The organism is Fluviicoccus keumensis (genome assembly GCF_004217445.1).
Lineage (GTDB): Bacteria > Pseudomonadota > Gammaproteobacteria > Pseudomonadales > Moraxellaceae > Fluviicoccus > Fluviicoccus keumensis.
Genome location: NZ_SHKX01000016.1, coordinates 106,429 through 120,543, shown reverse-complemented (window position 1 = coordinate 120,543; position 14,115 = coordinate 106,429). Strand labels below are relative to the sequence as shown.

General features: G+C 60.2%; 16 protein-coding genes and 1 riboswitch. Of the genes, 11 read left to right on the top strand and 5 right to left on the bottom strand.

All coding sequences use genetic code 11. From position 1 onward, the window contains the following. Positions 1-16 precede the first annotated feature (16 nt). The 3 genes from EV700_RS15630 (at position 17) to lpoB (ending at position 2,803) form a co-directional block, all read left to right on the top strand. Positions 17-742 (top strand): SRPBCC family protein, encoded by a 726-nt coding sequence (locus tag EV700_RS15630; RefSeq protein ID WP_130415525.1) that lies wholly within the window; start codon positions 17-19, stop codon positions 740-742. Positions 743-805: 63 nt separating this feature from the next. After that, positions 806-2,170 carry a COG3014 family protein gene (locus EV700_RS15625; protein ID WP_130415523.1) on the top strand — a complete coding sequence of 455 codons (1,365 nt, stop codon included), beginning with the start codon at positions 806-808 and terminating at the stop codon, positions 2,168-2,170. Positions 2,171-2,179: 9 nt separating this feature from the next. Beyond that, on the top strand, positions 2,180-2,803 hold the full coding sequence (lpoB, locus tag EV700_RS15620; RefSeq protein WP_130415521.1) for a penicillin-binding protein activator LpoB: 624 nt from the start codon (positions 2,180-2,182) through the stop codon (positions 2,801-2,803). Here lpoB and rluD read toward each other — a convergent pair whose 3' ends face one another. After that, complete coding sequence (rluD, locus tag EV700_RS15615; protein WP_130415519.1) at positions 2,804-3,772, bottom strand: 23S rRNA pseudouridine(1911/1915/1917) synthase RluD; 969 nt, start codon at positions 3,770-3,772, stop codon at positions 2,804-2,806. Between the two features lie 64 nt (positions 3,773-3,836). Here rluD and EV700_RS15610 point away from each other — a divergent pair, with 64 nt between their 5' ends. Together EV700_RS15610 and EV700_RS15605 are read left to right on the top strand one after the other, a co-directional pair. After that, complete coding sequence (locus tag EV700_RS15610) at positions 3,837-4,706, top strand: outer membrane protein assembly factor BamD (protein WP_165391518.1); 870 nt, start codon at positions 3,837-3,839, stop codon at positions 4,704-4,706. A 14-nt stretch (positions 4,707-4,720) separates the two neighbouring features. Then, positions 4,721-5,164, top strand: a complete 444-nt coding sequence (locus EV700_RS15605; RefSeq protein WP_130415515.1) for an OsmC family protein — start codon at positions 4,721-4,723, stop codon at positions 5,162-5,164. Between the two features lie 41 nt (positions 5,165-5,205). Here EV700_RS15605 and EV700_RS15600 read toward each other — a convergent pair whose 3' ends face one another. Next, positions 5,206-6,240, bottom strand: a complete 1,035-nt coding sequence (locus EV700_RS15600; RefSeq protein WP_130415513.1) for a lipase secretion chaperone — start codon at positions 6,238-6,240, stop codon at positions 5,206-5,208. 188 nt (positions 6,241-6,428) lie between these two features. After that, positions 6,429-6,503, top strand: a riboswitch (cyclic di-GMP riboswitch). A gap of 79 nt (positions 6,504-6,582) precedes the next feature. Between EV700_RS15600 and EV700_RS15595 the strand changes: the two genes are divergently transcribed. After that, entirely contained in the window at positions 6,583-7,821 is a 1,239-nt protein-coding gene (locus EV700_RS15595) for an esterase/lipase family protein (RefSeq protein ID WP_130415511.1), read from the top strand. Between the two features lie 119 nt (positions 7,822-7,940). Further along, entirely contained in the window at positions 7,941-8,414 is a 474-nt protein-coding gene (locus EV700_RS15590) for a PH domain-containing protein (protein WP_130415509.1), read from the top strand. Here the strand turns inward: EV700_RS15590 and EV700_RS15585 are convergent, their stop codons facing one another. After that, positions 8,415-9,380 carry a ketopantoate reductase family protein gene (locus tag EV700_RS15585; RefSeq protein WP_130415507.1) on the bottom strand — a complete coding sequence of 322 codons (966 nt, stop codon included), beginning with the start codon at positions 9,378-9,380 and terminating at the stop codon, positions 8,415-8,417. Between the two features lie 156 nt (positions 9,381-9,536). Here EV700_RS15585 and EV700_RS15580 point away from each other — a divergent pair, with 156 nt between their 5' ends. Then, entirely contained in the window at positions 9,537-9,845 is a 309-nt protein-coding gene (locus EV700_RS15580; RefSeq protein ID WP_130415505.1) for an ArsR/SmtB family transcription factor, read from the top strand. Here the strand turns inward: EV700_RS15580 and EV700_RS15575 are convergent, their stop codons facing one another. Next, a complete protein-coding gene (locus tag EV700_RS15575; protein WP_130415503.1) occupies positions 9,846-10,664 on the bottom strand; it encodes a hypothetical protein in 819 nt (272 codons plus the stop codon). 297 nt (positions 10,665-10,961) lie between these two features. Between EV700_RS15575 and EV700_RS15570 the strand changes: the two genes are divergently transcribed. Next, positions 10,962-11,561 (top strand): hypothetical protein, encoded by a 600-nt coding sequence (locus EV700_RS15570; protein ID WP_130415501.1) that lies wholly within the window; start codon positions 10,962-10,964, stop codon positions 11,559-11,561. A 114-nt stretch (positions 11,562-11,675) separates the two neighbouring features. Then, positions 11,676-12,233 (top strand): hypothetical protein, encoded by a 558-nt coding sequence (locus tag EV700_RS15565; RefSeq protein WP_130415499.1) that lies wholly within the window; start codon positions 11,676-11,678, stop codon positions 12,231-12,233. A gap of 222 nt (positions 12,234-12,455) precedes the next feature. Here EV700_RS15565 and EV700_RS17260 read toward each other — a convergent pair whose 3' ends face one another. Continuing rightward, complete coding sequence (locus tag EV700_RS17260) at positions 12,456-12,590, bottom strand: hypothetical protein (RefSeq protein WP_278044921.1); 135 nt, start codon at positions 12,588-12,590, stop codon at positions 12,456-12,458. Here EV700_RS17260 and EV700_RS15560 point away from each other — a divergent pair. Continuing rightward, the gene (locus tag EV700_RS15560; protein WP_130415497.1) at positions 12,574-14,115 is read left to right on the top strand and encodes a hypothetical protein; all 1,542 of its coding nucleotides are present in this window, start codon (positions 12,574-12,576) and stop codon (positions 14,113-14,115) included. The genes EV700_RS17260 and EV700_RS15560 overlap by 17 nt on opposite strands.

Below are 14,115 nucleotides of genomic sequence, written 5' to 3'. Positions count from 1 at the left end.
GAATAACCAGATCGATATGTTCCTGCGTTTCCTTCGGCTGTATCTGCTGCTACTGCCGCTTTGCGCCCCTTGGCAAGCCGCCCTGGCCGACGGTGAGGACGTGGCCGCGCTGCAGCCGGCGCAAACGCGCCAGTGGCAGCTGATCAAGGATGACAAGCCCCGCAACATCCAGATCTATACCAAACGCGAAGACCACGAGCGCGTGCGCTCGATGAAGGCCGAAGCCGAGATCCCCGCCACCGTCAAGGACATGGTCGGCCTGCTGCTGGATTACGAGCGCTACCCGCAATGGTTCTGGCGCTTGAAGGAAATCCGGCCCCTGAAGGTGATTTCACCGCTGGAAGCCTACGTCTATGTCGTTTTCAGCCCGCCGATGGGCTTCCCCGATCGTGACGTGGTGCTGCACTTCACCGCCGAGTACCTCCATAACGGCCAGCGCGCCGTCGTGCAGGCCAACTCCGTCAACGACTATTACCCCGAGCAACCCGGTCGCGTGCGCATGCCCTATGCGCGCATGGACAGCAAGATCAACGAAATCGCCGAAGGGCGCATCTACTTCAAGGGCGAGGTGATCATGGATCCGGGCGGCAAACTGCCGGTATGGGCCAGCAATTTCGTCCAGCGCCAGGGGCCCTACCTGACCATGTTGAACGTGCTCAAGGTTCTGGAACGCCAGCCTCCGGACCAACAAGCCCTGAACAGCCGCGAAACGCCGTCGTTCCGCCCCGGCATCCGGCAATAAACAGCAACACAGCCGCAACCGGCCGACTGCTAGACTGACAGCATACCCGTATCCCGAGCCGCCATGCCGCCGCGCCTGAGCCTATGGTTGTTGATGATGCTGGCCCTGACGGGCTGCGCCAGCAACAGCATTCTGACCCCTTACCCGCTGCGCGCGGGCGGTTACACGCACGCCCTCGCCACCGCCGCCCTGCCGGCGGCGGTAGACGAAGCGCGCAAGGTCAAAAGCGGGCGTGACGCTGCGCTGGCGCGCCTGGAAGAAGGCCGACTGACGCAGCTGCAGGGAGATGCCGCCGCCAGCCGAGCCGCCTTCGCCGAGGCCGACCGTCTGGAACGGCGCGAAGCCGACAAGGCCGCCATTTCCGCCAGCCAGACCGCCAACCAGGGGCTGTCACTGGTCAGCAACGACAATGTCATCACCTACCGTCTTCCCGTCCACGAGCAGATTTTCCTGCATACCTATCAGGCGCTGAATTACCTGAGCGCCAACGACCGTGAAGGCGCGATGGTGGAGATGCGGCAAGCGCAAACCCTGCAGGACAAGGCTCGCGACAGCCACGAAAGCCAGGAAGATGCAGAGCCGCTGCCGCCGATGGCGCGGGAACATTACAGCAGCCAAACCGCCAATCTCGACAGCCTGGCCGCCCGCACCGGCTCGGCCAGCCAGAATGCGTGGTCGCTGTATCTGGCGGGCGTGCTTTACGAAGCCGCCGGGCAGTGGGACGACGCCTACATTGACTACAAGCGCGCCCTCGCCCTGACCCCGGAACACCCGGTGCTGGCGCAGGACGTCGCCCGTCTGGCGGCGCGGCTGAACCGGCGCGAGGATTTTTCACTGCTGAAGCTGCCGAAACCGGCCCCGGCGGCCAAGGCTGACGAAGGTTCGGTGGTGGTGCTGTTCGAGGAGGGGCTGGTTCCCCCACGTCAGGAGCTGTTCCTGCCCTTCCCGTGGCCGGAGGCCTGGTACGTGCTGGCCATTCCCTATTATCCACAGCCCTGGCAGGCCTCCGCCCCGCTGAGACTGGAAAGCGGCGCCCTGAAACAACCGGTGCTGACCCGGCCGGTGACCGATGTGCAGGCGCTGGCCGCCCGCGCCTTGAAAGATCGCCTGCCCGCGCTGCTGCTGCGCCAGACCTTGCGTGCGCAGACCAAGCACCGCATGCAGGAAGAAAGCGCCGACAAGGGCGGCAGCCTGCTGGGCGTGCTGGTGGGGGCGTGGAACCTGATCAGCGAACAGGCCGACCTGCGCAGCTGGCTGACCCTGCCGCGCTATACCCACATCGCCCGCTTCAACCTGCCCGAAGGGGAACAGGAAATTCGCCTGAACGGCGTCACGTCCGTCAAGCTGACCGTCAACCGCCAGCGCCTGACCCTGTTACGGGTGGTGCAGGTGGACAACCAGTACTATGCGGCCAGTTGGCCGCTGTAGGAGAACACCATGAAGAACACAGCCCTGATCAGCACCGTGGTTATCGCGGCCGCCCTGGGCGGCTGCGCCAGCGTCAAGTACGGCGACCCGCAGGCCCAGGAAACCGTCAACGAACGCTTCGGTTCCACCGACCTGCAAATGACCGCCAAGAGCATGACCGAATCGCTGCTGGCCTCGCCGGTCATTGGCGAAGCCACCGCCGCCAACAAGCGGCCGGTGCTGTTCGTCGAGCGCATCGCCAACAAGACCGACGAGCATATTGATACCGAGTCGGTGCTGGACAGCATGACCACGAAACTGTTGCAGTCCGGCCGCGTGCGGCTGGTGGACATGTCGCGGGTGGAATCGGCGCGCAGCCAGTTGAAGTTCCAGAACAGCGATGAGTTGGTCGACCCGCGCACCGCCATCAAGTTCGGGCAGATGATCGGCGCCGAATACATGTATTACGGCAACCTCAGCAGCATCGTCAAGGAAGCGGGCGGCACCGGCGATATCTACAACAAGTTCACCAAGACCAAATCGGTCTATTACAAATTCACCCTGAAACTGATGAACCTGAAGACCGGCCTGGTGGAATGGCAAGACGAGCAGGAAATCCGCAAGACCGCGAAGAAGGGCCTGCTGGGGATGTAATCAACCCTCCGCCGCATCCCGCGCCAATATCTGCAGCAGCTCCTGGAAATCGGCGGGCAGCGGCGACTCGAACTGCATCTCCTCTCCGCTGGCCGGATGCTCCAGACCCAGGCGGCGGGCATGCAGCGCCTGGCGCGGGAAGCGCGCCAGGATATCCAGCAACTCGGGCGTGGCGCCCTTGGGATGACGGTGACGGCCGCCGTAGACCGGATCACCCAGCAGCGGATGGCCCTTGTGGGCGAAGTGCACGCGGATCTGGTGGGTGCGGCCGGTTTCCAGCTGCACCCGTACGTGGGTATGGCCGCGGAAACGGGTAATGACCCGGTAATGCGTCACCGCGGGCTTGCCGCCGGGAATGACCGCCATTTTCACCCGCTCGTTGGGGTGACGGCCGATCGGTGCATCAATGGTGCCGCCGCTGACCAACACGCCCTGCACCACCGCCTCGTATTCCCGGTACACCGTCTTCTCGGACAGCTGCTCCACCAGATCTGCCTGCGCCGCCAGCGTTTTCGCCACCACCAGCAAGCCGCTGGTGTCCTTGTCGATGCGGTGCACCAGACCGGCGCGGGGAATGTGCTGCAGGTCGGGACAATGCGCCAGCAGCGCGTTCAGCAGCGTACCGTCGGGATTACCCGCGCCGGGATGCACCACCAGCCCGGCGGGCTTGTCCAGCACCAGCAGGTGTTCGTCCTCGTAGAGGATATTCAGGTCCATCGCCTGCGGTTGGGCTTCGGTCTCGATGGTCAGCACCACGTTGAGGCGGAGGTCTTCGCCGCCGGCCAGCCGGTCCTTGGGACGGCCGGGATTACCGTCCACGGTCAGGTGGCCGTCCTGGATCCAGGACTTCAGGCGCTCGCGGGAGAAATCCCCGAAAAGCTGGGCCGCGACCTGATCCAGCCGCAAGCCGGAAAGCTCTACCGGCACACGGGATTCAAGGGTCTGGCTATGTTGGGATTCTGTAGACATGTTTGGCGCGCCGAAGGATAAAGTGCTTAAATACGCGCAATTCTACCCCCTTTTGAGAGACATTATGCGTCGGTATGCCGCCCTCGCACTGGCCGTGGCCCTCGCCGCCTGCAGCCACGCCCCCGATAAGACCCAGTCCCTCTCCGAAAAAGAGTATTACGACGCCGCCCAGAAGTCGCTGGCCTTCGGCAATTTCGAGACCGCCACCAAGCATCTGGAAGCCCTGGAGTCGCATTTTCCGGTCGGCCGCTACACCGAACAGGCCCAGCTGCAGCTGATTTATGCCCGCCTCAAGCACCTGGACTACAGTGGCGCCCTGTCGGCTGCCGACCGTTTCATCCGCCTGCACCCGCAACATGAGCGGCTGGACTATGCGATGTACCTGAAAGGCCTGGCCAGCTTCGAGTCCGGGCGCGACAGCATGCTGGCCATGTTCAACCAGAACGAGGCCCATCGCGATCAAAGCAACAGCCGCAACGCCTTCGCCATCTTCCGGGATCTGGTGACCCGCTTCCCGAACAGCGCTTATGCCGCCGACGCCCGTCAGCGCATGATCGACCTGCGCAACAATTTCGCCGAAGGGGAAATGCACGCGGCCCGCTATTACCTGAAGCGCGGCACCCTGGTCAGCGCCCTCAACCGCTCGCGCTGGGTCATCGAGAATTACCCGCAGACCCCGCAGACCCCGGAAGCGCTGGCCATGTCGGCCTTCTGCTATGACAAGCTGGGCCAACCCGAACTGGCCGCCACCACCCTGGCGACGCTGAAGTTGAATTATCCGGATTATGTCGATGCCAAAGGCAGGCCGAAGGTTGACCTGGGACCGCAGAATGAAAAGCGCTCCTGGCTGAACATGGCGACCTGGGGCCTGATCGGCAGCACGAATACCGAGAGCAGCGACACACCGCCACCGCCACCCGCCGCCCAACCCTGAGTCCGAGGTCCGTCATGAGCGAGTCACTCAGCATCCGCATCATCCGTGAGCACGATTACCGTTTCACGGTCGACTTCGGGGAGGCCTTCGCCGCCCTCAGCGCCGACCTGCCGCCGCCGCTGGGACAGGCCGACGGCCCGTCGCCGGAGCACCTGCTGGCCGCCGCCGTCGCCAACTGCCTGTCGGCCAGCCTGGTGTTCGCGCTGCGCAAGTTCAAGCAGGAGCCGGGGAAAATGGAAACCGTGGTGACCTGCACCACCGGCCGCAACGAGCAAAACCGCATCCGCGTCACCGGCATGGAAGCGGTGCTGAACCTGGGCTGCCCGGCGGAAAACCTGGAGCATCTGGAGCGGATTCTGGGTCAGTTTGAAGACTTCTGCACCGTCTCGCAAAGTGTGCAAAGCGGCATTCCGCTGACCATCCACGTTGAAGACAGCACCGGCAAGCGCCTGAAGTGAGCCTGCGCGACGCCCGTCCCGGGCGTCGCGCAGCCAGTCGGTCAATTCACGCCTACCACCTGTTTTTCCTTGTAGCGATAGTATCCCGAGGCCTCCTCATTGCGGATGAACTGCGCCTCCTCCTCGCCAAACAGCCGGTTCTGCAAGGCGTTCAACTGCAACTGCAGGGTTTCCCCCTGATACTGCTTCTCCAGCGCAGAGCGCTGGGTCATGTAGCTTTCGCCCGCGCTGTAGCGCTGCTGCCGCTGTTCGTCCAGCGCCTCCAGCCGCTGGATGGCGTCATCCTTCAGCCCCAGCCCTTCCCGCAGCTTGCGCAGCGTTTGCCGCTGCTGTTCCGGGCTTTGCGCGCGCAACTCGCCCTGCACCGAATCCAGCGTCAGGAAACCTTCCATCATCTGCACCGGGTGTGACTTGTCCGGGTTCAGCGCATCCTGACCGTAGACTTCGGTCAGCGTTTTGACATAACTGTCCACCTTCGCGGCTACCGGCAGGCCGGAGCCATCCAGCTTCTTCAGGGCCGCGTCCACTTTTTCCTGCTTGATTTCCTCCGCCCAGATCAGGTCCGCATCCTGGCCGAACAACTGGCGGCGCTTGTCCCAGACGGCCTGCAGCCGCTCCTCGCGGCTGCCGAACTGGCGATCGCCCTGCATGGACTTCAGCCAGTCGTTATAGGAGTCGTAAGCATCCAGCGTCGCCATCAATTGCGCGGCGTCTTCGGGGAAAAACAGCTTCAGCAGATCCCGCAGTCGCTGCTTCCAGTCATTCGGATATTTTTTCTGCAACACCTTCATCAGGCTTTCAATGGCGCGGATGCGCCAGAAGGGATGCTGCAATTTCTTGCCGAAACGTTCGATCATGGCCTGGGCCAGCTGCTGCTCGTCGGCCGATAACTTGCTGAGCGGACCGGAGGTATAAATCGGCGCGGCGATATGTACCTGCACCGAAGCAGCCGGTGCGGCGGCCTGCGTAGGGGCTGGCTGGCTGGAAGGGTCATGGAGCGCCATGTACAGCAAGGCTCCCATGCTGATCACAATCAGCGCCAGGCTAGCGGCGCGCCACAGACGTTTGGATTGCACGTTCTTGTTCTCCCGGCGATTCGGGGTCGCCTTTTTGGCGTGATTATGAGCATAACGCGGACAAAACGTACAGTTGACTCATCGCGCCATCGCCCGACGAACGGTAATTGCACGTTTTGTGAACATACCCATAATTGAGAGCAAGGTCTCACTTTTTGACCTTACAGGGAATGCAGATCGTCAGGACAAGAACAACACGCCAAACCACGAGCAATCGTGGGACGGAAAGCCGCGAGTCCCTCCGGGATAGTCGGGCCGCCTCGGGGAAGCCTCCCCACAGACGAGAATTATTCCGCCAGGACGTGTTGCCGCTTTTAAACCAGAAAAACAAAAGGTCGGCACATGAACTTCAAAAAACTGGCAGCCATCGCTGCCACCGTCATGATCACGCTGGGGATCGGAACCCAGCCGGCGGCAGCCGATGAAGCTGCCAAAACCAAGTATCCTGTCATTCTGGCCCACGGCATGGCCGGGTGGGACTCCCTTCTGGGCATTGACTACTTCGGCGATGAATGGGGCACCTTCGCGCTGGACGGTTGCTCGCTGCTGGAAATCAACGGTTGCAATGACTGGGTTCCCGGCGACCAGAAAGCCGAAGCCTTCCAGGTGACCTCGCTGGGCAGCTCGGAGCTGCGCGGCACGCAACTGGCGGACCAGGTGGAAACCTACATGGCCACCGTCGGCACCTCCTACATCAATCTGGTGGGCCACTCCCAGGGCGGGTTTGACATCCGCAAGGCGGCGCATGTGCTGAAGGCCCGCAAGGGTTATGTGGTGGTGAAAGACCTGATCAGTCTGTCGTCCCCGCACCGCGGCAGTCCTTACGCCAAGAAGATCATGGACAAGTATGCCCGCAACGGCGACCAGTTCTGCTGGAACCTGCCGTGGGACGGCACCGCTGCGAACGATCCCTGCGGCGTGCTGATCGCCAAGATGGCCGATGCGCTTTACAACGCGGTCAACACCCTCTCCGGCCAGAATGCCCGCAACAGCATCATCGAAGGCGGTCTGCAATTGGTCTATAACGACTATGACCCCAACGACGGCAAAACCACCGGCGCCAAGGCCTTCAACCAGAACTACAACCTGACCAGCGCCAACGGCACCGCCATCGCCTCACGCATCAGCTCGCTGATTACCGCCCAGGATGACGGCAACCTGCAACCGCTGCTGAGCGCACTGGGCACCCTGATCGGCTTCAATGCCGACGGCGACGGCTACTGTGTGGATGACTGCGACAATGATGGCGCCGCGGGCATGGGCAACGGCACGGTCTATGACACCGATGACGACGGTCTGGTCGGCATCAACTCGCAGCAGATCGGCACCCGCCTCAGCTATAACGAAAATGACTTTACCTGCGCCTGGTACGGCTGCTGGAATCCGCTGGATACCATCACCACCGTCGGCACCACCGGGTATGTCAGCAACGTGAATGCGCCCAGCTCGATCCAGATGACCTCTCACGCCGGGATCATCAACCAGGATCACCTGGATGTGACCGGACTGGGCCCCGACACCTTCGACGAACTGGAGTTCTACGCCGCCATCAGCAACTACATCGCTGCCGCCGGCAACTGACGTTCCCTGACCGGGTCGTGCAGACCGAGAATACCCCCGCCCCCTGGCGGGGGTTCTTGTTTTTGGTGGACGATTCACCCAGACTTCCGCATCACCAAACCGCCTGAAGGATTGTCACCATGCTTTTCCCCGCCGCTCCCTGGCCCTTCCTGCTGAAACTGATGACCGGCATCGGCTCGGTCGTGCTGCTGGGAATGACCCTGGCGCTGAGCACGCAGGACAGCACCCGGCTGGTGGCCGGCTTTCCGTTCGTGGTGTGGGTCTTGTGCGCGGTCTATATGGTGCGCGGCTTCCGTGTGGATGGCGACATGCTGTACATCCGCCGCCTGTTTCAGGAAACACGGGTGCCGCTGACGGGGTTGAAAAAGGCCGAGCATCGGCCGGAGGCCTTGCTGAACGCCCGCCGCCGTCTGGGCAACGGCGGACTGTTCGCCTTTACCGGCCAGTTCCACAACCAGGAGCTGGGCGGCTTCCGTCTTTACGCCACCGACCCGTTGAAATCGGTCATCCTGCATCTGCCCGGCGAAGTCGTGGTGGTGACTCCCGCCGACCCCGACGCCTTCCGCCGCGCCCTGCCCCCGACCGCCGCCTGACTATACCGGCTCGCCCAGCGCCCGCAGCAGATCGGTCAGCGCCGCCGACGGCAGTCCCAGCTGCTCGGCCTTTTGCCGGTAGGTGTGCAGCATGATGCGCGTCTGCACCCCCACCTTGGTGAAGTGGTATTTCAGGTAGGCCTCCAGGTCATAGGGCGTCACCTTGTCCAGCGCGCGCACGGCATTGCGCACCAGGAAGGGCTTCGCCATCAGCTTCATCGGCCTTACCTCATCCTCCGCCTCGTACAGCTTGCCCACCACCGCCAGCGCCTCCCGCGCCGCCTTCAGCCCCAGCTCCAGCGCCGGGCCTTTCAGGCAGGACTCCAGGCTCCAGCCCGCCGACTCCAGCGCCGCCACCAGCGGAATGTTCATCGCCGCCTTGGGCGCAGCGGCCCGCTCGAAGTTTTCCACCGCGCGAATGGGGAATTCCCCCAGATCCATCAGGTTCACCACCTCCGAGAGACGCTCCCACGGCCCGGCGAAATCGCCCGGCAACGGGAACAGGTGCCAGGCGATACCGGCGGGCGGACTGTGATAGCCCGGCAACGGGCTCTGGTAACTGAGGAAATTGACAATGCCCTGCACCAGCCGGTCGCGTCCGATCAGGCCGTGCAGGTAGTCGCTGTCCTCCAGATCCAGCTGGATGCTGACCACCGTGGCGTTGCCGGTATTGGCCAGCACCTGCCGCGTCAGGCCGGAACGCAACGCATCCGACGCCATTGTCAGCCACACCTGATCCCAGGATTCCGCCGCCACCTGTTCCGGATCGCTGATCAGCCGGTAGCCTTCCAGCAACTCGCGGCGATAACCGCGCAGCCGGAAGTGGTACAGCGGCAGCCCGCCCTCCAGCTCGGCGCGATACTTTTCCTTCACGAAAAACGTCACCTGCGCCCCGGCGCGCATCAGGAAACGGGCGTAGACCTGCCCCACGGCCCCGGCTCCCACAATCAGGATGGATGGTTTCATGCGTCTGCCTCCCCTTAGTCCCTTACTGTCATGACTTATCAATTAACCAAGCCCGCCCGCCTTGTCAAATGGCGGACGACTTCAACCGCCATTGTCGCCAAAACCGGCCAAATGTGATACTTTTATAATCATCGAATTAACTCCGGCCCAAACGCCATGACTTCCGTCCACGACCTGTCACAAGCCTTCAAGGCCTTGTCCAACCCGAACCGCTTGCAGATGTACCTGGAACTGCTGCAACAACGCCAGACCGTGGTGGAATCCGGCCCCGCCTGCGAGCGCTGCTGCGGCCTGACCGAACTGATGACCAAACTGAACGTGGGCGCGCCGACGGTATCGCACCACGTCAAGGAACTGGTCAACGCCCGGCTGATCCGGGTGGAACGTCAGGGCAAGTACCTGACTTGCTACCTGAATGAAGACATGCGGGCGGCGCTGGAAGGTTTTTTTGCGAAGGCGAAGTAATCAGCCCCTCGCATCCCCCTTCAAATACCGCCCCGTCACCCGCCAGAACGCGGTCGAGGTCTTCTCCCCCGCCTTGCCGTCCTCCAGCAAATGGATGCCCGCCACGCGGTTGAGCTGCTGTTGCAGTTCTTTCGCCAGCGGGTTGGCGTGGGTGGGGTCGAACTTCACACTGTCATAACGCGCCCAGACCGATACCGGCTTGTCGGCAGCGGCATCGTTGAGTGTCCCGTCCGCCGCGAATTCCACCGCACCCAGTTCCGCCAGTCGTCGCAGAAGCACCGCCGTGCCCAGCTGGCGGTTGACGTAGCCCGGCGACCAGACGCCGTCCGCCGCATAACCGCCGCGCGTGTAGTGGTTGGACTGGCCCCACAGGTAGGGACTGAGCACTTCCGGGTGATACAGGCGATAGCCGAAGCCGTTGTAGGCCTCCAGTTGCCAGAGCATGCCGGGCAGCGTCCAGTCCTTGTACTTTTCCAGCTTTTGCAGGATCAGGGCGTCGCGGGCGCTGTCCTCGAAGCTGAACGGGGGCTTGCCTTTCAGCGGGCGTCCGGCGGGAATGTGGACGGTGCGGGCGCTGAGCGGGTCACCGTTGTGCAGGTGCTTGCCGAAGTCGAGGCTGCCTTCGCGGTAATGGACCAGGCCGATGAAGCACCAAGGGATGCCCAGCGGGTCGCCGATTTGCCGGTAGCGGTCGCGGTTGGCGGCAATGCGTTGGGCGATGGGGGTGACGGTGGCGAGGCTGCCGGGGGTGATGCGGCAGGTCTGGAACAGGCGGAGGTAGTCGGCGCGGAGGGTGGGGGTGAGTTTGGCGGTGGGCATGGGTCGGGTCCTTTCGAGGGTAGTTCTGTCTAAGGGGGGCTACATATGCTGATGCTGGGTTAAACAGAGAGTTTGGCTGGAGCGGTGTTGGCTGTGAGCAGGCATGTGCGAGGCAACTGCTTGTAACAACTTGAGGTTAGGCGAAGCAAGGGGTGAAGTTGCTGGAACTTTCTTTCCATGATAATTTAATTTTCATTTAAATCATAACTTTAGCACTAACATGGGCGCACGTATACATACTCCAACGAAACTGAGCCACGCGATTGCGTGCCGAATTCAAAATTTGCGATGACACAAATGACAAACTCCAATTTCGTAAAATCACTTCTTTGGTTGCTCGGCACGCTAGTCATCGGCGCGTTAGGGTCAGGGCTTTGGGAAGTAGCATTCAAGCCTGGCCTTTACTGGCTCGGGAAAGTGCTGTTGGATATTGGTACGCTGGGTCTTACCGGCTTACGAGATGCAATATACGAAGAGATCGCTCGAGGCAATTACGAACGGGCAGCAGAAAGAACATTTTCTATCCTTATTGGCATAGTCGCTTGGATACCTATATCTGTAGTAATGGTAACTTTGATTGGTCCCAACATGAAGGAGCGAAAAAATTCCTGGACAATAGGGCTAATACGCAGCCAGAAATTACTCTTGATCGGAATTGCTCTTTTTATATTCCTAATGGTTCAAGGCGCAAGGCTAATCTATATTAATCGCGCAGCTAACCATCTTGAGCAACTTCAGCGAATAGTTGCACCCTATATAACGCCCGAGCAGAGAATTATTTACTCCTCACGGGCGAGCCAATTACATACTCGACATCAGTATGTTGAACTATTAAATGAACTGACAGAGGTTGCAAAGAAGAACCGAACTTACATTCCAACCTTTGACATATATTGACAAAACCAGCTCTTCGTCAATTATAGTCTTGCAACTTTCGGTTTGGCTCATGGGAGCCCCGGGGTTAGGTTGGGCATTTCATTTGTTTGATCCAAAATAAAGGTACGCAACAAAATGCAATTATCATCTCTAGACTGGCAATTTGTGGCAAACGTAGCCACCTCGATTGGCGCACTAATTGCTGCCGTCGTTTTTCTATGGCAAGTAAGAAGTGCACACCATGAAAGAGAGTTTAGCGTATTTCTGCAGTTCATTGAGGAATATGACGCTTTATCAGATGAAAGGCGGGAGAAATGGGTGACAATTAAAGATGCCCTGAAGAATAATCCATCTGAGGCAGCCGAAGTACATGATCGACAACATAGTCTCGGATACCTTAAAACGAGGTGCTCTCAGCTGGAGCCATTATATGCAATCGAGCACAGCTTATTAGAGCGCGAGGCAAGGTCTCTCAACGTTCTTAATTACCTATGCTCTTTTGCTCTTAAAGATTCAGAAAAGAAAAAAATACTCTGCCTCCTCTTGGCGAATGAAATTTCCTACTACAAGAACAACTTAACAATTCTCTCAGAAATAATTGAACGTGAGCGTCAGCAACTCCTCCTTCCTCTTATTCAGAGCAAATCGCTTACGAAAATATCTATATCTGAGTACTTTAATCATGCGAAGTAATCTACTACATGATTGATCGAAAAACTGTATAAGGAACCTCCCCGTCAACCCTGCTTCGTCACGGTAAAGCCCTGGCCGGATTCGTCCAGCCGCCGGTCGACAGACCGGCAATTTATGCATTCATAATCCATATCTCACATCAACCCGACTCCCCGAACGCGTCACGCCAAACGACATTGGACTGCCTGTCTATCACCGGTCTTGCTAGGCGACAGCCAGGCTTCACGACAGGCACATGTTCCCGCCGAGAATTTTACGCAGCACCGTCTTGCCGTTGAGATCTACGCCGTGCAGACTGAACCCGGACTTCGCCTCCCCGATCGCCCGGAGAATCTCAAAAATGGAGGAAATGGGCATGAACAGATTCATCAAGGTCGTCGCACTGCTGACCGTCTTTACCGCACTCCCCACACAAGGCGGTATTTTCAGTTCACGGTTCGACAACTTTGAAGAACTCGTCAAGGCGGGCAAAACGGAAGATGCCGCCGCCCTTTATGCCAAGGAAACACCCTACTTCGCCAACCTCAAGGACGAGAAGCGGAAGTTTGTTGACAGCGTGATGGCCGAGCGCGACCAACGCTATGGCAGGCAATTGAGCGAGGCCAGTGTCAGCCTGATGATCGCCGAGGCCGAAACCGGCTGGATGCCGCGCTGGCAGCAATTCCGGAAAAGTTTCGAACAGGCGCGGATCGCCATCTCCGGCATCGGGGGACTCTCCGCGCCGGGGCCGCTCATGACCAGCGGCTTGGCATCGCTCAAGGCCTCGGTCGAGCGCAAGACGCAGGCACTGCAATCGGAGGCATCGCAAAGCCTGCTTGAATACGGGTTGTTCACCGATCCCCCGTTTCCTGCGCTATACCCGGTGGCGGTCAAGTGGGTCAACGAACCCCGGTTCGCCGCACGCATTGAGGAGCAGCTTGCCAAAGCCAGTCCCGAGCAGCTTGCGCGCTTCAAAAAGGCTTATGGAAAGACGCTGATCCCGGCGTTGGGACTTGCCCCGAAGCTCGCCGAATTATATGTCGACAGCCGCTTGCGCGAGTCCGGCGCACGCTCCTACCTGGTCAAGCGGTTGATCCGCGAACGGCTTGCCAAGGAAGGCTGGCCGTCGGCCGCCAATAACGACCGCGTGCTGCTGGCTGCATGGCCCCCCGCCAAGAGCGATGTCAGTGAGTATGTGGTTGCTCCGCCCGCCAAGGTTGATTACCAACTGCTTGAGGCGGAGCAAACGCCCGAGGCTTTCATTGCCACCGGGGCCGCCAGCAAATACGCCCTGGTGGTCTTTCTGCGACCGCAGGCCATCCGCGTTGAAAGCAACGAAAGCAACAAGCGGCAAGTCAACTCGCAGTACCAATCCGGTACACGTCGAATAGCGAACCCCGACTATGCGCAGGCGCAGGCGGAGTTGCGCGAAGCCGAAAGTCAGGATGCCCAGATCACGCAGATGGTGAATAACGCCGGCAACAATCAGAACATGGTGTCCGCGATGATTCTGGCGACCTCGGCGGCAACCGCCGCCAACAGGCTCAGCAATGCCAGACAGGCGCTGCAAAACACGCCCCAGATCATCGAGGAGCCCGTGATGACGCCATACGCCTATTCGGCCAAGACCGTGGCGCTGAAGCAGTCGGTCAAGATTCCGTACGCCATCTACGACACCGGCACGGGCAACGTCGTGATCGGATCAGCGGAGAGAACATGGTCGGAAACCATTGCCGTGACGGATGGCGTACGCGATGACGACCCCACCCAGGCCAGCGTGCTGAAGTCGACCAAGTCTCCCAAGTATGTTGAAAGCTGGATCAGTCTCCCTGCCAAAGACCAATACGATGCCGTTTGGGAAACCGTATTTTCTGACTACCGGAAAAAGAGCCTGGGGATTTGA